This window comes from Sphingomonas sanguinis NBRC 13937, assembly GCF_001591005.1.
Taxonomy (GTDB): Bacteria; Pseudomonadota; Alphaproteobacteria; order Sphingomonadales; family Sphingomonadaceae; genus Sphingomonas; species Sphingomonas sanguinis.
The window spans coordinates 1-19058 of sequence record NZ_BCTY01000045.1; the positions used below are offsets into that span (position 1 = coordinate 1).

Sequence of the window (19058 nt, forward strand, 5' to 3'; positions counted from 1 at the left end):
GGGGGGGGGTGTCCCGCTCTTGAGAGGGGTGACACCCCTCCGTCAGGCCTTCGGCCAGCCACCTCCCCTTCCAGAGGAGGAAAAGCGTCAACGCGTCGCCGTCACGAAATAGTCGAGCGCGGTCGAGTCGCTGACCATGAAGCCTTTGGTCGGCGAATAACTCAGCCCCCTCACGTCGCGCACCGTCAGCTCCGCCTCCGTCAGCAGCGCCGACAATTCCTCCGGCGTCAGGAACTTCGACCAGTCATGCGTGCCCTTGGGAATCGCGCCAGTTCCCTCCGCCAGCGTGATCAACGCCAGCTTCGACAGCGGCGTGCGGTTGGGTGTCGACAGGATCATCAGTCCGCCGGGCGCCAGCGCATCGGCCAGCCCGCGCACGAATCGCGCCGGATCGGCGACATGCTCGATCACCTCCAGCGAGGTGACCAGATCGAACGTCTCGCCTTCCAGCCCCTCGACGCTGCCCGCGCGATAATGGATTTCCAGCCCCGATTGCGCGGCATGGGCGGCGGCGACCGCGACATTCTCCGGTGCGGCGTCCAGCCCCGTCACCTCGGCGCCGAGTCGCGCCAGCGGCTCGCACAACAGTCCCGCGCCGCACCCGACATCCAGCGCCCGCTTGCCCGAAAGCGGCGTGAAGCCCTGTCCATCAGCGTCCCAGTGCAGGTCGATCTGCTCGCGAATGTAACGCAGCCGCGGAGGATTGAGTCGGTGCAGCATCGCGCTCGACCCCTTGGGGTCCCACCACTCGGCTGCCATCTTTCCGAAATGTGCGGCTTCGGCCCCAATAATGGTAGAATCGTTCAAATGGCTTGCGTTCGTCATGGGGGCTACCTATCAGGACCGCCGTTTTACCCCAAGGAGATTGGCAAAAACCGCATGGCCCGTATCGTGATGAAGTTCGGCGGCACCTCGATGGCCGGAATCGAGCGCATCCGCAACGTGGCGGCGCGGGTCAAACGCGAGGTGGAGGCGGGCCATGAGGTCGCGGTCGTCGTCTCTGCAATGGCGGGCGAGACCGACCGGCTGGTCGGTTTCTGCCGCGAGGCCTCGTCGCTGTACGATCCCCAGGAATATGACGTCGTCGTCTCCGCGGGCGAACAGATCACCAGCGGCCTGCTGGCGATCACGCTCCAGGCGATGGGCGTCCCCGCCCGGTCGTGGCTGGGTTGGCAGTTGCCGATCCACACCGACACGGCGTTCGCCAAGGCGCGGATCGGCGAGATCGACACCACCGCACTCGACCAGAGCCTGGCCAGCGGCGTGGTCGCGGTGATCCCCGGCTTCCAGGGCGTGGCCGAGGGCAACCGGGTCACGACGCTGGGCCGCGGCGGATCAGACACCAGCGCGGTGGCGGTGGCCGCGGCGATGAAGGCGGAGCGGTGCGACATCTACACCGATGTCGACGGCGTCTACACCACCGACCCGCGCATCGTGCCACGCGCGCGCAAGCTGTCGAAGGTCACCTATGAGGAGATGCTGGAACTCGCCAGCGTCGGCGCCAAGGTGCTCCAGACCCGCTCGGTGGGTCTGGCGATGAAGGAACAGGTGCGCGTGCGGGTGCTCAGCTCGTTCGACGACGCACGGGACGAAGACGGACATCGCGGCACGTTGATCGTGGGCGAAGAGGAAATCGACGATATGGAACGCCAGCTCATCACCGGCATCGCGCATGACAAGAACGAAGCCAAGATCACCCTGACCGCCGTGCCGGATCGCCCCGGCGCGGTCGGTGCGATCTTCGCGCCGCTGGCGGATGCGGGGATCAATGTGGACATGATCGTCCAGAACATCGCGCATTCGACCGGTTCGACCGACGTGACGTTCACGGTTCCCTCGGCCGACCTGGCGCGCAGCCTGGACGTGCTGGAAAAGGCGAGCGGCGAGATCGGGTACGGCAACCTCGTCCACGACACGCGGGTCGCCAAGATCTCGGTCGTCGGCGTCGGCATGCGCAGCCATGCGGGCGTGGCCTCGACCATGTTCCAGACACTGGGCGCGCGCGGGATCAACATCCTCGCGATCACGACTTCGGAGATCAAGGTCAGCGTGCTGATCGAAGAGGATTATACCGAACTGGCGGTGCGTGTGCTGCACACCGCTTACGGCCTGGACGCCGAAGCGGCTTAATTGCTTCCCCCTCTCTGGGTTCGGCTCGGGGAGGGGGCTTTCGTTCGCGCGAAGCCGCGAAGACGCGAAGCGTATTCAAGAAGATGTGTTCGCGCAGAGGCGCGGAGGGCGCGGAGGTGGCGTATCCAGCCGCTATTCTTGCCCTCCAATGACGGCCTGTTGCGGTGGAGATTGCGCTGCCGCGCGGGAAACATCTCTGCGTCCTCTGCGCCTCTGCGCGAACCAACCTTCTTCGCGGCATCGCGTCATCGCGTGAACCAAAATCTTGCTGTCCGCCCCACTCCACGGCATGGAGCGGCGATGACCGACACCCTCACCACCACCACCACCGGCGAACAGCGTCTCGCCACCCGCATGGCGCGCGGCGCGGAATTTCTGGGCGCCGACATGGCGATCATGGCGGGTGCCATGTCCTGGGTGTCGGAGCGCAACCTCGTCTCCGCCATGTCGAACGCGGGCGGCTTCGGTGTGATCGCGTGCGGCGCGATGACGCCCGAATTGCTCGATACCGAGATCGCCGCGACCAAGGCGATGACCAGCCGCCCGTTCGGCGTGAACCTGATCACCATGCACCCGCAGCTATTCGACCTGATCGCGGTGTGCGGCCGTCATCAGGTCGGCCATGTCGTGCTCGCTGGCGGCCTGCCGCCCAAGGGCGCGCTGGAGGCGATCAAGGAGACGGGCGCCAAGGTCATCTGCTTCGCGCCCGCGCTCAGCCTCGCCAAGAAGCTGATCCGCTCGGGCGTCGACGCGCTGGTGATCGAGGGCATGGAGGCGGGCGGCCACATCGGGCCGGTGTCGACCAGCGTGCTGGCGCAGGAGATGCTGCCGGAGATCGCGGAGCAGGTCCCCGTCTTCGTGGCGGGTGGCATCGGCCGGGGCGAGGCGATCGCGGCTTATCTCGACATGGGCGCGGCGGGCGTTCAACTCGGCACGCGTTTCGTCTGTGCGACCGAATCGATCGCGCACCCCAATTTCAAGAAGGCGTTCATCCGCGCCTCGGCCCGCGATGCGGTGGCGAGCGTCCAGATAGACCCGCGCCTGCCGGTCATCCCGGTCCGCGCGCTGAAGAATGCGGGCGGCGAACTCTTCACCGCCAAGCAGCGCGAAGTCGCCCAGGCGCTGGACGAGGGCAAGGTCGCGATGATGGAGGCGCAACTCCAGATCGAACATTATTGGGCGGGCGCGCTGCGCCGCGCGGTGATCGACGGCGATGTCGAACATGGTTCGGTGATGGCAGGCCAGTCGGTCGGCATGGTCACGAAGGAAGAGCCGATCGCCGATATCCTGGCGCAGCTGATGGCTGAGGCCGCCGCCGCACTGGTCGCGCGCGCGGCCTGATCCATTCCTCCCCCTTGCCAGGAGGAGGAATTTTGAGGGCGCCCTCGAACTCTCTGACGAAATGCTCGTTTCGTCGCAGGGCTTACGACGTGTTAACCGTGATTCGGCATGAGGGATGCCAACAGCCGGGGGGCGGGCGTAGAGGATCAGGGTTCATGGCGAGTTTGCGTATTGTATCGGGTATGGCGATCGGCCTGTCGCTGGCGGGATGTGCCGCGCGCGAAACGGCGAAGGTCGCGCCGCCGCCAGTGATGATCCCCGCGCCGCAGCCGCAATATGCCAAGGCGCCGCTGCCGCCGGGCGCGACACCGGGAATGCGGATTCCCGTCCTGCTGCCCGACGGCAATTACGACACCCCCAATCGCTCGCTGACCAGCGCCGCGACCATCTGGCATCTCCGCTCGGCGCTGAACGTCGCTGCGCTCGCCTGTCGTGGGCCGGACGAGGGGCAGATCGTCAACCGGTACAACATGATGCTGACCGTGCAGCGGATCACGCTGGCGGCGGCGGAAAAACGCTATTCGGCGGAATATCAGTCGCAGGGCGGCGACTGGCGCGATCGGTATGACGACGCGATGACCCGGCTCTATAATTTCTTCTCGATCACCCCGGCGCGCAAGGGCTTCTGCGCCGCCGCCGACCAGGTGCTTGCCGATATCAGCAGCACGCCCACCACCGGGTTCGAGATCGGCGCGGCGCCGCGACTGGACCAGCTGAACGCCCCCTTCATCGCCTTCTTCCGCGCCTATGACGCGTGGCGCAACGGCACGATGGTGCCGATCGAACGGTCGACCGCGCCGCTGACCATCGCGGCACAGGCCAATCCGCAGGTCGCCCCGCGCCCCGCGACCCAGCCCGTCCTGTCCAGCCAGCCGGTGCCCGCCGCCAAGCCCTATACCCCGCCGGTCATCAACCCGCCGTCGCTGAAGGTCGATTCGTCTGCGATCCAGTAAGGGCGCGATCCGGTAAGGGCCGGTCAGTCCTCGATCCAGAACAGCGATTCGACCGACCGACCCAACGCCCGCGCCAGCTTGAGCGCGAGCAGGGTCGAGGGCTGGAAGACACCGTTCTCCACCGTGTTGATCGTCTTGCGGCTGACCCCGATCGCCTCGGCCAGGCCGCCTTGCGTGAGCCCGGCCGCTTCGCGCGCCGCCTTCAGGTCGTTGCCCAGACTCTCGTTCATCGACTGGCGCGCAGCTCCAGCGTCGCGAAGGCGACCAGTGCGGCGGTGAGCCCGGCGGTGATGGTAATTTGTCCGCAAGCCGCCGCACCTAGCGGCCCGCCCCCTGACAGCATGACCGTCGCGCAGGCGGCGGCGAGCATCGCCCAGAAACCGATCGCCAGGCTGGATCGGCGGTGATCGCGGGTGGTCTCGTCATTCATCAACCGCGACACAGGACGGCTCCACGGCGAGCGAAAGGGCAGGCTGGTCAGGTTGAGGGCCGTCATGCCGATCATCGCGAACCAGATGGCCAGCCGGGCCCCATCATCTCCTCTGCCATGGATCATCAGGAATGCGCTGATGGGAAGGATGAGCGCCGACATATAGAACAGAATCGCCCGCGCCCGGCTTTTGCGTTCCGCTTTTTCCACCAGTCCCATGCGTTCCTCCCTTAAATCTTTTGTCTGTTTACCGGCCGGCGCGCAGTTCCAGCGTGGCGAAGGCGATCAACGCAGCCATCAGCCCGGCAGTGATGACGATTCGCGCCGCCACAATCGCCTCGAGCGCGTGAAGGCGCGGCAGTCCGGCGATAAGCGCCGCGCTGGCCAGCATGACCCAGAAACCGGCGGCGATGCTCGACCGCCGATGATCGCGGGTCGTCTCGTCATTGAGCAGGGGGGCGAGCTTTCTCCATTCGAAGAGCCGGATGGGCAGGCTCGTCAGGCTGATGGCCGCCGCGCCGACGATGACGAACCAGGAAGCATCCGAAACCTGAAGCCGGGCGATGGCGACGAGCAGCAGGACAAGGGCGGTAAGATAATAGACGATCGCCCGGTCACGGCTCCTGGCTTCGGCCTTCTCCACGAGATTCATCATGACCTCCTGCAACCTGGGGCTGTAACCTATGGGTATCATGTAACCTGTAGGTAACAGGCGCGCAAGCGCCTTCCTTCCCCCGGACGGATAGGTTAACGGGCAGTCACCATGACGGTGACGGGAGAAGACCAGCCCAAGGGCGGCCGCTTCGAGGGGCATGAGCATCGCTTTGCGGTGCGTGTCTATTTCGAGGATACCGACCTGTCCGGTGTGGCCTATCACGCCAATTACCTGCGCTATATGGAGCGTGCGCGCTCCGACATGCTGCGGATCGCCGGGATCGACCAGCGTGCCGCGCATGAGGCGGGCGAGGGTGCTTATGCCGTCACCGACGTCGCCATCCGCTATGCCGCCTCCGCGCGGCTTGACGACGATCTGGTCGTCGTGTCGAAACTGATCCAGGTCAGTGCGGTGCGCGTCGTCATTCATCAGACAGTCAGGTGCGGCGCGGTCATGCTGACCGACGCTACGGTTACCGTTGCCTGGGTCGGTCCGAACGGCCGCCCGCGACGGCAACCCGCCGACTGGATCGCCATCTACCAACGCCTTGTCTGGCAAGGGGACACCCAACACCCATGAATCCCGTCTTCAACATGGATGCCGCTTCCTTGTCGCCCGTCGCCCTGTTCATCCACGCCGACTGGGTGGTGAAGATCGTGATGATCGGGCTGCTGCTCGCCAGCATCTGGACCTGGACGATCATCGTCGCCTTTTCGCGCAAGCTGGCGCGCACGAAGAAGGGCATGACCCGGTTTGAGCGCGATTTCTGGAAGGCCGAGGACATCGACGCCTTCCACCGGATGGAGCAGGACAATGAACTGCCCTCCGCGCGTGTCTTTTCGGCGGGCGTGCAGGAATGGCGGCGCTCGACCGCGGGCGGGCATATCGACCGCGACGGCACGCGCGAGCGCCTCGCCACCGCGATGGGATCGGCCGTGGCGGGCGAGATCGACAAGCTGTCGGACCGGTTGAACGTGCTGGCGACGGTCGGCTCGGTCGCGCCTTTCGTGGGGCTGTTCGGCACCGTCTGGGGCATCATGCGCAGCTTCACCGGCATTGCGCAGGCGCAGAACACCTCGCTGGCGGTCGTGGCACCGGGCATTTCGGAGGCGCTGTTCGCCACCGCGATCGGCCTGTTCGCCGCCATCCCGGCGGTGATCGCCTATAACCGCTTCAGCCACGGCGTGAACCGGGTGGAGGCGTCGCTGAACCGCTTCGCCGACGGGTTCCACACCACGCTCAGCCGCCAGCTCGACTCGGCGCGCTAAGGGAAAGGGACCGCCGCCATGGCCATGAACCTTCCCTCCCGCTCCGGCCGGGGCCGCCGCGCGCCGATGGCGGACATCAACGTCACGCCGCTGGTCGACGTGATGCTGGTGCTGCTGATCATCTTCATGGTGACCGCGCCCCTGCTGACCAGTGGCGTGCCGGTGAACCTGCCCGACAGCCGCGCCAAGGCGCTGGACCAGGAGCAAAAGCCCGAACAGATCGCGATCGACGAACAGGGGCGCATGTTCCTGAACGATGACGAGATCACCGAAGGCGACCTGCCCGCCAGGCTGGACGCCATCGCCGCGCGGAAAGGTCCCGACGGGCAGGTGCCGCAGGTCTATCTGCGCGCCGACCGGGCGCTGGACTATGGCCGGGTGATGCGGGTGATGGGCGAACTCAACCGTGCCGGGCTGAACCGCGTGTCGCTGGTGACGGTCGAGGGCGGCCCGGCCCAGGGAGCAGGCCAGCGCTGATGGAGCGTGGCGAGCGGACAGGATTGGCGATTGCGGTCGCAGGGCATCTCGTCCTGTTCGGCCTGTTGTCGGTCGGCTTTCTGGCGACGCCGAACCCGGAAAAGCTGAAGGTCACGCCGATCGACATCTCGCTGGTCAAGGATGTCGCGCTGGACGCTGCGTCGCCGACGCCGAACCAGCAGGCCGCCCAGTCGGTGGCCCCCGAAGAGGGCGCGCCCGAGGACGCCGCGCCGCCCGAGCCGGTGGAGGCCGAGCCCGAACCGCAGCCCGCGCCGCCCCCTCCCGCGCCTCAACCGAAGCCGCAACCCAAGCCCCAGCCCAAGCCGGAGCCCAAACCCGAACCGGCGCCCAAGCCGCGTCCGGCGCCCAAGCCCGTGCCTCAACCGAAGCCGGTGGAACGGCCGCAGCCCAAGCCTCAACCAAAGCCCAAGCCTGCGCCTGCCAAGCCCGCTCCGGCCAAGCCGGTCCGTGAGGCGAAACCCGCCCCGGCGCGCCCGACCCGGTCGGAAGCCAAGCCCGCCGCGACCCCCAAGCCCGCCACGGACGCGCGCGGCAGCGGCAAGAGCGAGACGGCCAAGACCAGCAAGCCCCGCGGGTCGCATCTGGGTGCCGACTTCCTGAAGGGGCTGTCGGCCGATCCATCGCCGTCCAAGTCGCAGGCTGCGCCCGCCGCCAGGATCGGTGCGCAGCAGCTGGCGAACATCGCCTCGGCGATCCTGCGGCAGGTGCAGCCCTGCGCCAACCGGCAGGTGACGCCGGGGCCGGGGGCGGAGCGGATTCGCGTCGCGATCAACCTCCACCTCAACAAGGATGGCAGCCTGGCCGCCGCGCCACGTGTCGTCGGGCATAGCGGCGTCGATGGCGAGAATGAGCGCTATGTCGACCGCGTCGACGATCTGGCGATCGCGACCTTCAAGGGGTGTTCGCCGCTGCGAGGGCTTCCGGCGGAGCTGTACGACGTGCCGGGCGGCTGGAGCAATTTCACCCTCCGCTACAAGTTGCCGGGTTGAGGATGGTGCAGCCGTCGCTTCGTCCCGGCCCGGTGTCGTCCCCGGCCATCGCCTTTGGTGCGGGGACGCATGCCGGGCGACAGGGGCGCAAGGGATCGTTACCAAGGTGACGACAGTTTTCAGAAACTGTCCATTACGCGACATGCCATCGGCGCTTTATGAAGCGCCGGGCGGCTGGAGCGATGTTCTGCTACGTTTCAGACTTCCGGGTTGAGGATCATGTTTATGCCCCGTTCCCTGCTGACCCTGCCGCTCACGCTGGCACTGGCGGCCAGTGCCGTCGGTGCGCAGGACGTGCCCGCCCCCGCTCCACAGGCGCAACAGGCGGCCCCCGCCGGGCAGCAACCCGCCGCTGCGCCTGCGAACGGCCAGGAGGGGCTGGTCGTCGATGTCGAGGGCGGCATCTCCGCGCCGATGCCGATCGCGATCCCCGCCATGCCGACCAGCGCGGTGGTGCAGACCCCGGCGGGCACCACGGATGTCGTGGGTCAGCAGCTGTCGCAGATCATCGCCAACGACCTGCGCAATTCGGGGCTCTTCACGCCGATCCCCCCGGCGCAGCTGCGCACCGTATCCTTTCCCGAAGTAACCGCGCCTGCCTTCGACTATTGGAACGGCACCGGCGCGCAGGCGCTGGTCCAGGGCTATGTCCGGGCCAATGGCGACGGCACGCTGACCGTCGGCTGCTATCTGTACGACGTGCTCGCCAAGAGCGAGCTGGCGCGGCAGGGCTTCGTCGTGACCCCGGGCGACTGGCGGCGCGCGGCGCATAAGTGCGCCGACACCATCTATACCAAGCTGACCGGCGAGGGCCCCTATTTCGACAGCCGCGTCGTCTATGTCTCGGAAACCGGGCCGAAGGGGCGGCGGATCAAGCGGCTGGCGATCATGGACCAGGACGGCGCGAATCACCGCTTCCTGACCAACGGCCAGTCGATCGTGCTGACCCCGCGCTTCGCACCGAACCAGCAGTCGATCGTCTACATGTCCTATGTCGACAAGCGGCCTGCCATCTATGTCTATGACATCGGTTCGGGTCGCCAGCGCCTGGTGGTGCAGAACGCCGCGACGACCTTTGCGCCGCGTTTCTCGCCGGACGGCCGCTGGATTCTGTTCTCGATGGCGCAGGGCGGTAATACCGACATCTACCGCGTGTCGTCGCAAGGGGGCACGCCCCAGCGGCTGACCAACGCGCCGGGCATCGATACCGGCGGCAGCTATTCGCCCGACGGCTCGAAGATCGTCTTCGAGAGCGACCGGTCGGGCGGGCAGCAAATCTATGTCATGAACGCCGATGGCTCGAACCAGCAGCGGATCAGCTTTGGCGGCGGGCGTTATGCGACGCCGGTCTGGAGCCCGCGCGGCGACCTGATCGCCTTTACCAAGCTGGGCGGTGCGTTCCGCATCGGCATCATGAGCCCGTCGGGCGGCGGCGAAAAGCTGCTGACCAACAGCTGGCAGGACGAGGGGCCGAGCTGGTCGCCCAATGGCCGCGTCATCACCTTCCAGCGGACGACGCAAGGCTCGTCGGGCAAGGCGGATGTGTGGATGGTCGACCTGACCGGGGTGAACGAGCGCCGCATTCCGACGCCGCTCGACGGATCGGACCCGGCCTGGGGGCCCCTGCGTCCGTAAGCTGCGTCGATAAGAGATCAGGGGGCAAGTTTCGGGGGCGAAACGAACCTGTAGGGAGTTGAGAGCCGATGACCAAGATCAAGACCACGCTCATCGTCGCCAGCATGGCGATCGCCATGGCCGGTTGCGCCAAGAAGCGGCCCGCCGTCCTGCCGCCCGCACCGGTGGACCAGACCGCGCCGGTCGATCCCAATGCGGGGGCCAACACCAACCCGGACGGCGCGATCGTCCCCGGCTCGGACGCCGATTTCCGCCGCTCGGTGACGTCGAACACGGTGCATTTCGGCACCGACCAATATGACATCGACCCTGAGGCGCGCGCGATCTTGGACAGCCAGGCGCAGTGGCTGCAGCGTTATCCCAATGTCCGCATCACCATCGAGGGGCATTGCGACGAGCGCGGCACCCGCGAATACAACCTCGCGCTGGGCGATCGCCGGGCGAATGCCGCCAAGAACTATTTGGCGGCGCGCGGCGTGTCGGCCGACCGCATGAACGTCATCAGCTATGGCAAGGAACGCCCGATCGCGCTGGGTTCCGATGAAGCCGCCTGGGCGCAGAACCGCCGCGCGGTGACCGTCGTCCTGAGCTGATCGAAAAAGGCCCGGCCTCCCAAGAGGGAGCCGGGCCTTTTGCATTTTTTATCAATTCCCTTCCGCCGGGAAGGAGAGATTATCCCCGGAACGCGCTGTCCAGCAGCTTGGCCAGCCGCAGTCCGCCGCGCTTCACCTGCTCGCGTTCGACCGGAGCCATGGCGCGGATCGCATCTTCGTTCATCACCATGTGCGCCGGCGTCGGTTGGCACGGATCGCCGCCCATCGCGGCGGCATAGGCGCGCTTGGCGATGGCCCAGTTCTCCTGGCTCCAGGCATTGACGTCGCCCGCCGATTCCCGCCGCCGCTCGGCCGCCGGATAGGCACGAACCAGCTGTGGTGGGGCCGAGATCGCACGCTCGGCGAGCAGCCCGTCCCAGATCGAGTGCAGGTTCAGCCGGGGCGTCGCGTAGACGCCGTAATCGACATGGGTGTCGTTGCCGCCCTTGTCGCTCTTGTCGCCCGCGTGCAGCGGCTGGTGCAGGTCGCCGACGAAATGGACCAGGAAGGCGAGCGCCATCACCCGGTCTTTCGGACTGGCGCGCTTGTCCTTCAGCACGGCGAGCTGGCGCGGAATCTGCGCCGAGACGCAATCCCCTGAGTCGCAGGCCGGGGGCAGGCGGAAGGGCTGGCAGATGTCGATATTCTGATAGTGCCAGCTATAGGCATAGCCGAAGCGCGACTTGCCGTTTTCGTCCTTCAGCGGCTTGACGCAATCGGGCCAGACGCTGGCCTCCTCGATCGTCCGCACCGGGCAGGTCGGCGTGTCGAGCGTGGCTTGCGCCTTCAGGATCTGGCGGATCTCGGCACGGGCATGGGGGGTGATGTTGGCCCAGGCGATGGCCGCGACGGTTTCGTGGCCATATTCCCAATAGGCGGCGGCGGGGGAGGCGATGAACAGGCTGGCCATCAGGCCCGCCAGCATCCCGAGGACAATGCGCAAGTGCTTCATGGGCCGCCTTTTATCCTTCGTCGGCATAGATCGCCACCCGATGTTCGCCCGCACCGGTCGCGCGGCCGCGATACATGCCCGCGGTCGTCATGCTCCAGGCAATGGTGCCGTCGGGCGCGGCGACGATGGTGCCGCCGGTGCCACCCAGTTCCTTGACCTCGGCCAGCACGGTATCGGCGGCGGTCTGGACATCGTCACCGGCAAAGCGGCGGCGCGCGGCGATCTCATGCCCGACGCCGACACGGATGAAGACCTCGCCCGATCCGGTGCATGATACCGCGCAGGCCCGGTCGTCAGCATAGGTGCCCGCGCCGATCAGCGGCGAATCGCCGATCCGGCCCCAGCGCTTGCCCGTGACACCGCCGGTCGAGGTGGCGGCGGCGACATGGCCCTGGGCATCGCAGGCGACCGCGCCGACCGTGCCGTATTTCATGTCGCTATCGAACGCATTGGCGCCCGCCGAGAGAAGCTCGTCCAGCTGGCGGCGGCGCTCGTCGGTGTGGAACCAGCTGGGGTCGACCTGCTCCAGCCCCTGTTCCGCCGAGAAACGATCCGCCCCCGATCCGGCCAGCAGGACGTGCGGACTCGCCGCCATGACCTTGCGCGCCAGCGATACCGGGTTGCGGGTGCGCGTCACCCCTGCGACCGAGCCCGCGCGCCGATCGCGCCCATCCATGATTGCGGCGTCGAGCTCGTTATGGCCCTCTCGCGTGAAGCAGGCGCCGCGCCCGGCGTTGAAATGCGGGTCGTCCTCCAATACGCGCACCGCCGCCTCGACCGCGTCCAGTGCACTGCCGCCCTCCGCCAGCACCGCCGACCCGGCCGCCAGCGCGGCGTTCAGACCGGCGCGCGCGCCCGCATCCTGTTCGGGCGTCAGGACATCACGGGTGATCCGGCCCGCGCCGCCATGGATGACCAGCGACCAGGAAACGGACATGCGTGAAACTCCAACAGGGGCAGGGGAAACTCCCGCGCCCCTATCAGATCGCAGCCTTGCTGCCATCCCCCGGTCGAAGCCCGATCAGCGGCCGCAGCCAGCGCACCTCGCGCCCGACCCGATAAAAGGCCCAGCATCCCGCCACCGTCGCGGCGACCAGGATCAGCGCGTCGACCCAGAGCGGCAGGCTAGAGCGCCGCAGTGCCAGGGCCACCAGGATGATGATGGTCTGGTGGATCAGGTAGAAGGGGAACACCGCCTCGGTCAGCGTGCGCCGCCAAGGGTGATCGCGGTTCCAGAATCGCTCGGCAATACCGATCAGCGCGACGACCGCCATCCAGCCCTGCACCGCGCGCGCCCCCGCGAACAGGATACCGAAACCGGCCGGTGCGCCCATCAGTCCCGGCCAGCGCCATTCCAACCCGGCGGCCACGGCATAGCTGGCGAGCGCAATGACGCCCGCGACCGCCCAGCCGCGCCGGAAACTGTCGAGCACCCGCTCCGACCCCGCCATGCCGAAGCCGAACAGCAGCGCGGGGAAATAAATGGCATGGGCCAGCCAGTCGCCGAGCAGGGCGTGCGTTTCCGACTGGCCGGGGAAGAATCGGATATCGATCAACAATAGCGCGACCACCGGGATCACCACGCCGCCCCAGCCGCCCAACACCCGGTCGAACAGTCCTTGCGCCGCACCTGCCCAGCGGTGCCCGATCGCGAGCATCAGCGCGATCGCCATGGTATAGACCCACAGATAGCCGACGAACCACAGATGGTTCCAGGCGGGCGAGGGCACCACGCCGCCGATCGCGCGAAAGCTCAGCCAGTCGTGCGTCCAGAAATGGAGATAGGACCCGGCATAGCCATATTTGCTGGCCAGCTCCGCCCAGATTTGCGGCGGGACCAGTACCGCGATGCCGAAGGCCAGCGGCACCAGCAGCCGGATGCTGCGCCCGCGCGCGAAGCTGAGGATCGACGGATGGCGCACCGCCAGCGCGCGTGTCGCATAGCCCGATACGACGAACAGCAGCATCAGCCGCCACGGATTGCTCGCCAGCATCGGGATCGCGACCCAGGGTTCGCTGGCGAGCTGAACGTGGAAGCCCCAGGGCACGAAGACCATGCCGATATGATAGAGGATCAAAATGGCGAACGCGCCGATCCGCAGCCAGTCGAGACCATAATGACGGGGAATGGGAGCGGCAGCGGTCATGGAACGATCATTCTGGGGCGTCTGGTACAGCACTGACTTTGAACCGCAACGCGCTTGCGCGTATATAGGGCCCATGTCCATTCGTCCCTGGCGTGATATCGCCCGCCGCCAAAGCCGTCAGATCATGGTGGGCAACGTGCCCGTGGGCGGCGACGCCCCCGTCACCGTGCAGACCATGACCAACACGCCGACCAGCGATCCGGTCGCCACGATCAACCAGATCCGGCGCTGCGAAGAGGCGGGGGCGGACATCATCCGCGTCTCCTGCCCCGACACCGATTCGACCGCGGCGCTGGCCAAGATCACCAAGGCGGCGCGCGTTCCCATCGTCGCGGACATCCATTTCCACTATAAGCGCGCACTGGAAGCCGCCGACGCGGGCGCGGCCTGCCTGCGCATCAATCCGGGCAATATCGGCTCGTCCGAGCGCGTCGCCGAAGTGGTGCGCGCCGCCAAGGCCAATGGCTGTGCGATCCGCATCGGCGTGAATGCCGGGAGCCTAGAGAAGGACCTGCTCGAAAAATATGGCGAGCCCTGTCCCGAGGCGCTGGTCGAAAGCGCGCTCGACCATATCAAGCTGCTCCAGGACCATGACTTCCACGAATATAAGGTCGCGGTGAAGGCGTCCGACGTCTTCCTGGCGGTGGCCGCCTATCAGGGGTTGGCCGAAGCGACCGACTGCCCGCTGCACCTGGGCATTACCGAGGCGGGCGGACTGATCGGCGGGACGGTCAAGTCCTCGATCGGCATCGGCTCACTCCTGTGGTTCGGCATCGGCGACACGATCCGCGTCTCGCTCTCGGCCGAACCGGAGGAAGAGGTGCGCGTCGGCTTCGAAATCCTGAAGGCGCTCGGCATCCGCAATCGCGGTGTGCGTGTCGTGTCCTGTCCATCCTGCGCGCGGCAGGGCTTCGATGTGATCCGCACCGTGCAGGTGCTGGAGGAACGGCTCCAGCATATCCGTACGCCCATGTCGCTGTCGGTGCTGGGCTGCGTCGTCAACGGCCCCGGCGAGGCGCGCGAGACCGATATCGGCGTAACCGGCGGCGGCAACGGCAAGCACATGGTCTATCTGTCGGGCCTGACCGATCACACGGTCGAGGATGCCGACATGGTCGAGCATATCGTCAAGCTGGTCGAGGCGAAGGCGGCGGAGCTGGAAGCGGCCGATGTCGCCAAGGCGGCGATCGCGGCGGAGTGATGCGGGGGGCGGGGGACCGTTAAGGTCCATCGCTCCACCCCGGCGAAGACCGGGGTGGAGCGATGGAGGGGCGGAGCCGACAAGGCGCGCTCCACTTGCCAACAGGATGACGGCGCTGGCACCGACGCGGCATGACCGACCCCCGCATCATCCGCATCGCCGCCGCCCTGATCGAAGATGGGACGGGGCGTAGCCTCCTCGTCCGCAAGGCGGGTACGCACGCCTTCATGCAGGCGGGCGGCAAGATCGAACCCGGCGAGACCCCCGTGGCGGCGCTGATCCGCGAACTGGACGAGGAAATCGGGCTGTCGGTCGCCGAATCGGAGCTGCATCCGATCGGCCGATTCTCGGCGCCTGCGGCCCATGAGCCGGACCACCGGGTCGACGCGCATGTCTTTCATCTGCGCACCGACCAACAACCCATGCCCGCCGCCGAAATCGCCGAGGCCCTGTGGGTCGATCCGGCGCAGGTCGACAGGATGCCGCTTGCGCCGCTGACCCGCGCGTATATCCTGCCCGCATGGCGGGATAATGCGGGGGTGCGGATATGACGGTGAGAGCGGCGATCGCAATAGGCCTGGCCCTGACCATCACCGGCTGCGCGACGGTGCCGACGGGCAAACCCATTCTGACCAAGCGGGCCTTTCACCGTATCGCCAGGCAATGCGGGGTCACGCCGACCGAGTTCAAGACCGCGCGCAGCGGCCTGCCCTATGTCCGTTTCCTCTACCGCGACGCGGCGCAGAAAAGTGATGTCCGGGCGGCCCCCAGCGTGGAATGCATCAGTGCCGCGCTGAAGGCGTATCGCTACGAATATTATGGTCCAGACGCCGACCCGCCCGAGCCCGACGCCTGATTATAGCCGCAACCCCAACCGCACGCCCGCACCCACATCCGGCGCACCCTTGCTGACCCCGGCGCTGCCTTGGACGCCCAGCGACAGACGCTGCGACAAGGCGGTGTCGAGCCCGGCGCCGATCTCCTGCCGGTCGGCGACCTGATCGCTGACCCGTGAGGCGTAATTGTACGAGACGCTGACCTCGCTCGCCTTGCCGATCCCGACCGCGACACCGCCGCGCGCGCTGGTCACGTCACGCAAGGCGTAATTATCGGGTTGTCCGACAAAGCTATGGCCGATCGCTGCGAAGGGGGTGACCTTGCCAGGCACCGCCGCTTCCGCGACGACCGAATAATCCGCCTTGCCCGTGCCCAGCCCTTGCGAGGCGGAGGCGGTGGGCAGCTTCGCGCTGCCGGTCAGGGACAGTGCCAGGTGATGGCGGCGCGGCGGCACGACCTGCACCGAGGCGCCGACCACCGCGTCGCCCAGTCCGCTGCGCTTGACGCGGGTGGCCGGCTTGGTGGGATCGACGAAGATCGGCAGGCCCAGCGGCCCGCCCGGCGCGATCACATTGCCCGGCGCGTCGACCTGCACATAGGGCAGGGCCGCGAACACCGTCACCCGCTTGTGCTTGGCGCGCAGCGTGGCGGTGGAGCTGGCGCTGCGGACCTCCTGGTTCGTGCCGTATCGGCCCGACGCATAGTCCGCCCCGACCGAGGCGGTCACCTGCGCCCCGGCAGGGGTGGCGAGCATCATGGTCAGGCCGGTGGCGGCGAGGAGCGTCTTCATACCCTTTGTCCCTTGGTGTCGGTGTCTGAGGGGGCAACGGATGCGGGGGCGGGTTTAATCCCGGTATCGGTCAGTCGGGCAGCGGACACCCTCACCCTTCCGGCGCTTCGCGCCTCCCTCCCTCTCCCAATAGGAGAGTGAAGGGGCCCGCCCGCGAAAGCGGGTGGGAACGGTGAGGGTGGCTATGAAGGGCGACGGAATGCTCGCCTTTCCCCTCCACCCCCGGTAACGCCGAAGGCATGAGCGCACGTACGTCCCCCGTCATCGCCTTTGGCGCGGCCGCGCTGGGTATCGCGATCTATTCGGTGATGGACACGCTGATGAAGCGGCTGTCGATCGACAGCGGGGCCTATAGCGCGGTGCTGTGGCGGTCCTGGGTCGGGGTGGCGATGACCGGTGCGCTGTTCCTGGGCCGGGGCGGGCGCTGGCCGGGGCGCGAGGCGCTGACCCTGCATGTCGCGCGCGGGGCGACGGGTGGCGCGTCGGTGGTGCTGTTCTTCTGGGGGCTGGCGCGGGTGCCGATGGCGCAGAGCATCGCGCTGACCTTTCTGGCGCCGCTGATCGCCTTGTTCTTGGCGGCCTTTGCGCTGGGCGAAACGATCCGGCGCGCCGCGATCTATGGTTCGCTGGTCGCGGGGGCGGGCGTGCTGGTGATCGCGAGTGGCGAGGTGCAGGCGCAGGCCTCGACCCAAGTCGTGCTGGGGTCGCTCGCCATTCTGGTCGCCTCGATCCTCTATGCGGTCAGCCTGGTGCTGCTCCGGCGACAGGCACAGGTCGCGGGCCCGGCCGAGGTGGCGCTGTTCACCATGCTGGTCATCGCGGTGCTGATGACGCCCGCGGCGCCTTTCGTCTCGGGTTGGCCCGCCGTGCAGCAATGGCTCAGCATCGTCATCGCGGCGGCGCTGGGCAGCCTGTCCGCGTTGCTGCTCGCCTGGGCCTATGCGCGGGCCGAGGCGCAGATTTTGGCACCGGTCGAATATACCGCCTTCGTCTGGGCGGCGTGCTTGGGCTATGCGGTGTTCGGCGAGCATGTGTCGCCCTTCACGCTGGTCGGGGCGGCGCTCATCATCGGCGGGTGTGTGGTGGCGGTGCGCCAACCCGCGCCGGGGCCGCAAAGCGAGGCAGGATTATGAGCATCACCCTTCGTGCGGCAGAGCCCGCCGACACCGCCACCATCCTGGGCTTCGTTCGCGAACTGGCGGCCTTCGAGCGCGAGCCCGATGCTGTCGTCGCCACCGAGCCGATGCTGGCCGAGGCGCTATTCGGCCCGCGCCCGGCGGCCGAGGCCGTCATCGCCGAGCGTGACAGGCAGGCGGTCGGCTTTGCGCTGTTCTTCGCCAATTTCTCGACCTGGACCGGGCGGCAGGGTCTATATCTGGAAGACCTCTACGTCACGCCCACCGCGCGCGGGGCCGGGGTGGGCAAGGCGTTGCTGATCCATCTTGCGGGCATCGCACGGGATCGTGGCTGGGCGCGGTTCGAGTGGTCGGTGCTCGACTGGAACACGCCCGCGGTGGAATTCTACCGCGCGATGGGCGCGCAGGCGATGGAGGAATGGACGGTGCAGCGGGTTTCCGGTGAGGCGCTGGAGAAACTCGCCGGGCGGTAGTGAGAGTAGAGAAGGGGTTCGCGCAGAGGCGCGGAGGACGCAGAGGTATTGACCCTTGCGGCGTGCCTCACACCTTTATCTTTGGCTGATGATGGAGGGATGCTGTCAGCGGCAGGCGAGCCACCTCCGCGTTCTCCGCGCCTCCGCGCGAACCATTCTTCTTTTTGCCTCGCACATTCCTCGCTCCCTTGAGCCTGAGCATCGACGAAGGCCATGGGATGACCTTCCTCAGGCTCCGGGATTGCCCTCCCCCAGCCCCTCCCGTTTACGGGAGGGGAGTAAGAAGATTAGTGCTCCTGCCCACGTCTCAACAAAAAACGCCCCGGCGCGGGTGGCACCGAGGCGTTTCTCAAACCGAAACCGGAAAGCTTATTCGCGGCCGGGCACGTCGTGGTCGTGCGGCTCTTCGCCCTTGGCCTTGGCGTCCTCGTAGCGCTCGATCGCCTCGACGACGATGCGGCGGGCTTCGTCACGGTCGCCCCAGGTGCCGATACGCACCCACTTCTTCTTCTCCAGGTCCTTGTAATGGGTAAAGAAGTGCTCGATCTGCTGGAACACGATCTCGGGCAGGTCGTCACGGCCGCCGACATTCGAGTAATAGGGGAAGGTCGAGTCGACCGGCACGCAGACCAGCTTCTCGTCGCCGCCGGCTTCGTCTTCCAAATTCAGGACGGCGATCGGACGCGCGCGGACGACGCAGCCCGGGATGAACGGCGTGCGCGATACGACCAGCGCGTCGAGGGGGTCGCCATCGGGGCTCAGCGTGTGCGGCACGAAGCCGTAATTGGCCGGGTAGCGCATCGGCGTGTGCAGGATGCGATCGACGAAGAGGGCTCCGCTCGCCTTGTCGAATTCATACTTCACGGGCTCGCCGCCGGTCGGCACTTCGATCACGACGTTGATGTCATCGGGCGGGCTCTTGCCGACGGGGATAAGGTCGATGCGCATCGAAACGGTCTTTCTTGCCTGGATGCCGGATGAGTTCCGGTGGAAAAACAATGGCGGGCGCGATAGCGCAACCCGCCATGTC

Annotated in this window: 23 protein-coding genes; 14 read left to right on the forward strand and 9 right to left on the reverse strand. The window is 67.1% G+C overall.

The genetic code is table 11. The annotated features are described in order from the left end of the window. Positions 1 to 87: 87 nt before the first annotated feature. Positions 88 to 825 carry a bifunctional 2-polyprenyl-6-hydroxyphenol methylase/3-demethylubiquinol 3-O-methyltransferase UbiG gene (ubiG, locus tag SSA01S_RS15105; protein ID WP_082795124.1) on the reverse strand — a complete coding sequence of 246 codons (738 nt, stop codon included), beginning with the start codon at positions 823 to 825 and terminating at the stop codon, positions 88 to 90. Between the two features lie 54 nt (positions 826 to 879). Between ubiG and SSA01S_RS15110 the strand changes: the two genes are divergently transcribed. From SSA01S_RS15110 to SSA01S_RS15120, 3 genes are all read left to right on the forward strand, one after another. After that, entirely contained in the window at positions 880 to 2130 is a 1251-nt protein-coding gene (locus SSA01S_RS15110; RefSeq protein WP_061781029.1) for an aspartate kinase, read from the forward strand. Between the two features lie 300 nt (positions 2131 to 2430). Continuing rightward, entirely contained in the window at positions 2431 to 3471 is a 1041-nt protein-coding gene (locus tag SSA01S_RS15115; RefSeq protein WP_082795125.1) for an NAD(P)H-dependent flavin oxidoreductase, read from the forward strand. A gap of 155 nt (positions 3472 to 3626) precedes the next feature. Further along, the gene (locus SSA01S_RS15120; protein ID WP_156477844.1) at positions 3627 to 4424 is read left to right on the forward strand and encodes a hypothetical protein; all 798 of its coding nucleotides are present in this window, start codon (positions 3627 to 3629) and stop codon (positions 4422 to 4424) included. A gap of 23 nt (positions 4425 to 4447) precedes the next feature. Here SSA01S_RS15120 and SSA01S_RS15125 read toward each other — a convergent pair whose 3' ends face one another. From SSA01S_RS15125 to SSA01S_RS15135, 3 genes are read right to left on the reverse strand one after another with little or no spacing between them, the layout of a single operon-like run. Beyond that, positions 4448 to 4654, reverse strand: coding sequence for a helix-turn-helix transcriptional regulator (locus tag SSA01S_RS15125; RefSeq protein WP_061781031.1), 207 nt, complete (start codon positions 4652 to 4654; stop codon positions 4448 to 4450). Continuing rightward, entirely contained in the window at positions 4651 to 5073 is a 423-nt protein-coding gene (locus tag SSA01S_RS15130) for a hypothetical protein (RefSeq protein ID WP_061781032.1), read from the reverse strand. Before SSA01S_RS15130 ends, SSA01S_RS15125 begins: the two co-directional genes overlap by 4 nt. Positions 5074 to 5101: 28 nt before the next feature. Continuing rightward, positions 5102 to 5521: a hypothetical protein gene (locus SSA01S_RS15135; RefSeq protein WP_061781033.1), complete on the reverse strand. Its 420-nt coding sequence runs from the start codon at positions 5519 to 5521 to the stop codon at positions 5102 to 5104. 96 nt (positions 5522 to 5617) lie between these two features. Between SSA01S_RS15135 and SSA01S_RS15140 the strand changes: the two genes are divergently transcribed. The 6 genes from SSA01S_RS15140 to pal all read left to right on the forward strand — a co-directional run bounded on the left by SSA01S_RS15140 (position 5618) and on the right by pal (position 10492). After that, complete coding sequence (locus SSA01S_RS15140; protein ID WP_061781034.1) at positions 5618 to 6088, forward strand: YbgC/FadM family acyl-CoA thioesterase; 471 nt, start codon at positions 5618 to 5620, stop codon at positions 6086 to 6088. Continuing rightward, positions 6085 to 6777 (forward strand): protein TolQ, encoded by a 693-nt coding sequence (tolQ, locus tag SSA01S_RS15145; RefSeq protein WP_058715297.1) that lies wholly within the window; start codon positions 6085 to 6087, stop codon positions 6775 to 6777. Before SSA01S_RS15140 ends, tolQ begins: the two co-directional genes overlap by 4 nt. 18 nt (positions 6778 to 6795) lie before the next feature. Continuing rightward, on the forward strand, positions 6796 to 7254 hold the full coding sequence (gene tolR, locus SSA01S_RS15150) for a protein TolR (RefSeq protein ID WP_058715296.1): 459 nt from the start codon (positions 6796 to 6798) through the stop codon (positions 7252 to 7254). After that, positions 7254 to 8264, forward strand: a complete 1011-nt coding sequence (gene tolA / locus SSA01S_RS19625; protein ID WP_061781035.1) for a cell envelope integrity protein TolA — start codon at positions 7254 to 7256, stop codon at positions 8262 to 8264. Before tolR ends, tolA begins: the two co-directional genes overlap by 1 nt. A gap of 225 nt (positions 8265 to 8489) precedes the next feature. Continuing rightward, positions 8490 to 9899, forward strand: a complete 1410-nt coding sequence (gene tolB / locus SSA01S_RS15160; RefSeq protein WP_061781053.1) for a Tol-Pal system beta propeller repeat protein TolB — start codon at positions 8490 to 8492, stop codon at positions 9897 to 9899. A 68-nt stretch (positions 9900 to 9967) separates the two neighbouring features. Continuing rightward, on the forward strand, positions 9968 to 10492 hold the full coding sequence (pal, locus tag SSA01S_RS15165) for a peptidoglycan-associated lipoprotein Pal (protein WP_058715293.1): 525 nt from the start codon (positions 9968 to 9970) through the stop codon (positions 10490 to 10492). Between the two features lie 79 nt (positions 10493 to 10571). Here the strand turns inward: pal and SSA01S_RS15170 are convergent, their stop codons facing one another. Genes SSA01S_RS15170 through SSA01S_RS15180 form a run of 3 tightly spaced genes read right to left on the reverse strand, consistent with a single transcriptional unit; the run spans position 10572 to position 13591 of the window. Continuing rightward, positions 10572 to 11444, reverse strand: a complete 873-nt coding sequence (locus SSA01S_RS15170; protein WP_061781036.1) for a S1/P1 nuclease — start codon at positions 11442 to 11444, stop codon at positions 10572 to 10574. Positions 11445 to 11454: 10 nt separating this feature from the next. After that, positions 11455 to 12381, reverse strand: a complete 927-nt coding sequence (locus SSA01S_RS15175) for an isoaspartyl peptidase/L-asparaginase family protein (RefSeq protein ID WP_061781037.1) — start codon at positions 12379 to 12381, stop codon at positions 11455 to 11457. Positions 12382 to 12424: 43 nt separating this feature from the next. Next, positions 12425 to 13591: an acyltransferase family protein gene (locus tag SSA01S_RS15180; RefSeq protein ID WP_082795127.1), complete on the reverse strand. Its 1167-nt coding sequence runs from the start codon at positions 13589 to 13591 to the stop codon at positions 12425 to 12427. A gap of 73 nt (positions 13592 to 13664) precedes the next feature. On the opposite strand from SSA01S_RS15180, the gene ispG reads away from it, so the two are divergent. The 3 genes from ispG to SSA01S_RS15195 all read left to right on the forward strand — a co-directional run bounded on the left by ispG (position 13665) and on the right by SSA01S_RS15195 (position 15648). Beyond that, positions 13665 to 14792 (forward strand): flavodoxin-dependent (E)-4-hydroxy-3-methylbut-2-enyl-diphosphate synthase, encoded by a 1128-nt coding sequence (ispG, locus tag SSA01S_RS15185; RefSeq protein ID WP_058732960.1) that lies wholly within the window; start codon positions 13665 to 13667, stop codon positions 14790 to 14792. Between the two features lie 131 nt (positions 14793 to 14923). Next, positions 14924 to 15343 carry an NUDIX hydrolase gene (locus SSA01S_RS15190; protein ID WP_061781038.1) on the forward strand — a complete coding sequence of 140 codons (420 nt, stop codon included), beginning with the start codon at positions 14924 to 14926 and terminating at the stop codon, positions 15341 to 15343. Then, the gene (locus SSA01S_RS15195) at positions 15340 to 15648 is read left to right on the forward strand and encodes a hypothetical protein (RefSeq protein ID WP_061781039.1); all 309 of its coding nucleotides are present in this window, start codon (positions 15340 to 15342) and stop codon (positions 15646 to 15648) included. The genes SSA01S_RS15190 and SSA01S_RS15195 overlap by 4 nt, the downstream gene beginning before the upstream one ends. On the opposite strand, the gene SSA01S_RS15200 is transcribed toward SSA01S_RS15195, so the two are convergent. Then, positions 15649 to 16419 (reverse strand): transporter, encoded by a 771-nt coding sequence (locus SSA01S_RS15200; RefSeq protein ID WP_061781040.1) that lies wholly within the window; start codon positions 16417 to 16419, stop codon positions 15649 to 15651. A gap of 239 nt (positions 16420 to 16658) precedes the next feature. Here SSA01S_RS15200 and SSA01S_RS15205 point away from each other — a divergent pair, with 239 nt between their 5' ends. Both SSA01S_RS15205 and SSA01S_RS15210 read left to right on the forward strand, forming a co-directional pair. Next, entirely contained in the window at positions 16659 to 17552 is an 894-nt protein-coding gene (locus tag SSA01S_RS15205) for a DMT family transporter (RefSeq protein ID WP_061781041.1), read from the forward strand. Continuing rightward, positions 17549 to 18028 (forward strand): GNAT family N-acetyltransferase, encoded by a 480-nt coding sequence (locus SSA01S_RS15210; RefSeq protein ID WP_061781042.1) that lies wholly within the window; start codon positions 17549 to 17551, stop codon positions 18026 to 18028. Before SSA01S_RS15205 ends, SSA01S_RS15210 begins: the two co-directional genes overlap by 4 nt. A 369-nt stretch (positions 18029 to 18397) precedes the next feature. On the opposite strand, the gene ppa is transcribed toward SSA01S_RS15210, so the two are convergent. Then, entirely contained in the window at positions 18398 to 18976 is a 579-nt protein-coding gene (gene ppa / locus SSA01S_RS15215; protein WP_007406515.1) for an inorganic diphosphatase, read from the reverse strand. Between the last annotated feature and the right edge of the window lie 82 nt (positions 18977 to 19058).

Excerpts from the sequence above, each read along its gene's own strand:
- SSA01S_RS15180 (WP_082795127.1), bottom strand. The coding sequence starts at position 13,591 with ATGACCGCTGCCGCTCCCATTCCCCGTCATTATGGTCTCGACTGGCTG.
- SSA01S_RS15110 (WP_061781029.1), top strand. The coding sequence starts at position 880 with ATGGCCCGTATCGTGATGAAGTTCGGCGGCACCTCGATGGCCGGAATC.
- SSA01S_RS15210 (WP_061781042.1), top strand. The coding sequence starts at position 17,549 with ATGAGCATCACCCTTCGTGCGGCAGAGCCCGCCGACACCGCCACCATC.
- ubiG (WP_082795124.1), bottom strand. The coding sequence starts at position 825 with ATGACGAACGCAAGCCATTTGAACGATTCTACCATTATTGGGGCCGAA.
- SSA01S_RS15170 (WP_061781036.1), bottom strand. The coding sequence starts at position 11,444 with ATGAAGCACTTGCGCATTGTCCTCGGGATGCTGGCGGGCCTGATGGCC.
- SSA01S_RS15130 (WP_061781032.1), bottom strand. The coding sequence starts at position 5,073 with ATGGGACTGGTGGAAAAAGCGGAACGCAAAAGCCGGGCGCGGGCGATT.
- SSA01S_RS15205 (WP_061781041.1), top strand. The coding sequence starts at position 16,659 with ATGAGCGCACGTACGTCCCCCGTCATCGCCTTTGGCGCGGCCGCGCTG.
- SSA01S_RS15140 (WP_061781034.1), top strand. The coding sequence starts at position 5,618 with ATGACGGTGACGGGAGAAGACCAGCCCAAGGGCGGCCGCTTCGAGGGG.
- ppa (WP_007406515.1), bottom strand. The coding sequence starts at position 18,976 with ATGCGCATCGACCTTATCCCCGTCGGCAAGAGCCCGCCCGATGACATC.
- pal (WP_058715293.1), top strand. The coding sequence starts at position 9,968 with ATGACCAAGATCAAGACCACGCTCATCGTCGCCAGCATGGCGATCGCC.
- SSA01S_RS15190 (WP_061781038.1), top strand. The coding sequence starts at position 14,924 with ATGACCGACCCCCGCATCATCCGCATCGCCGCCGCCCTGATCGAAGAT.
- SSA01S_RS15115 (WP_082795125.1), top strand. The coding sequence starts at position 2,431 with ATGACCGACACCCTCACCACCACCACCACCGGCGAACAGCGTCTCGCC.
- SSA01S_RS15120 (WP_156477844.1), top strand. The coding sequence starts at position 3,627 with ATGGCGAGTTTGCGTATTGTATCGGGTATGGCGATCGGCCTGTCGCTG.
- tolA (WP_061781035.1), top strand. The coding sequence starts at position 7,254 with ATGGAGCGTGGCGAGCGGACAGGATTGGCGATTGCGGTCGCAGGGCAT.
- SSA01S_RS15175 (WP_061781037.1), bottom strand. The coding sequence starts at position 12,381 with ATGTCCGTTTCCTGGTCGCTGGTCATCCATGGCGGCGCGGGCCGGATC.
- tolR (WP_058715296.1), top strand. The coding sequence starts at position 6,796 with ATGGCCATGAACCTTCCCTCCCGCTCCGGCCGGGGCCGCCGCGCGCCG.
- SSA01S_RS15195 (WP_061781039.1), top strand. The coding sequence starts at position 15,340 with ATGACGGTGAGAGCGGCGATCGCAATAGGCCTGGCCCTGACCATCACC.
- ispG (WP_058732960.1), top strand. The coding sequence starts at position 13,665 with ATGTCCATTCGTCCCTGGCGTGATATCGCCCGCCGCCAAAGCCGTCAG.
- tolB (WP_061781053.1), top strand. The coding sequence starts at position 8,490 with ATGCCCCGTTCCCTGCTGACCCTGCCGCTCACGCTGGCACTGGCGGCC.
- SSA01S_RS15200 (WP_061781040.1), bottom strand. The coding sequence starts at position 16,419 with ATGAAGACGCTCCTCGCCGCCACCGGCCTGACCATGATGCTCGCCACC.
- tolQ (WP_058715297.1), top strand. The coding sequence starts at position 6,085 with ATGAATCCCGTCTTCAACATGGATGCCGCTTCCTTGTCGCCCGTCGCC.
- SSA01S_RS15125 (WP_061781031.1), bottom strand. The coding sequence starts at position 4,654 with ATGAACGAGAGTCTGGGCAACGACCTGAAGGCGGCGCGCGAAGCGGCC.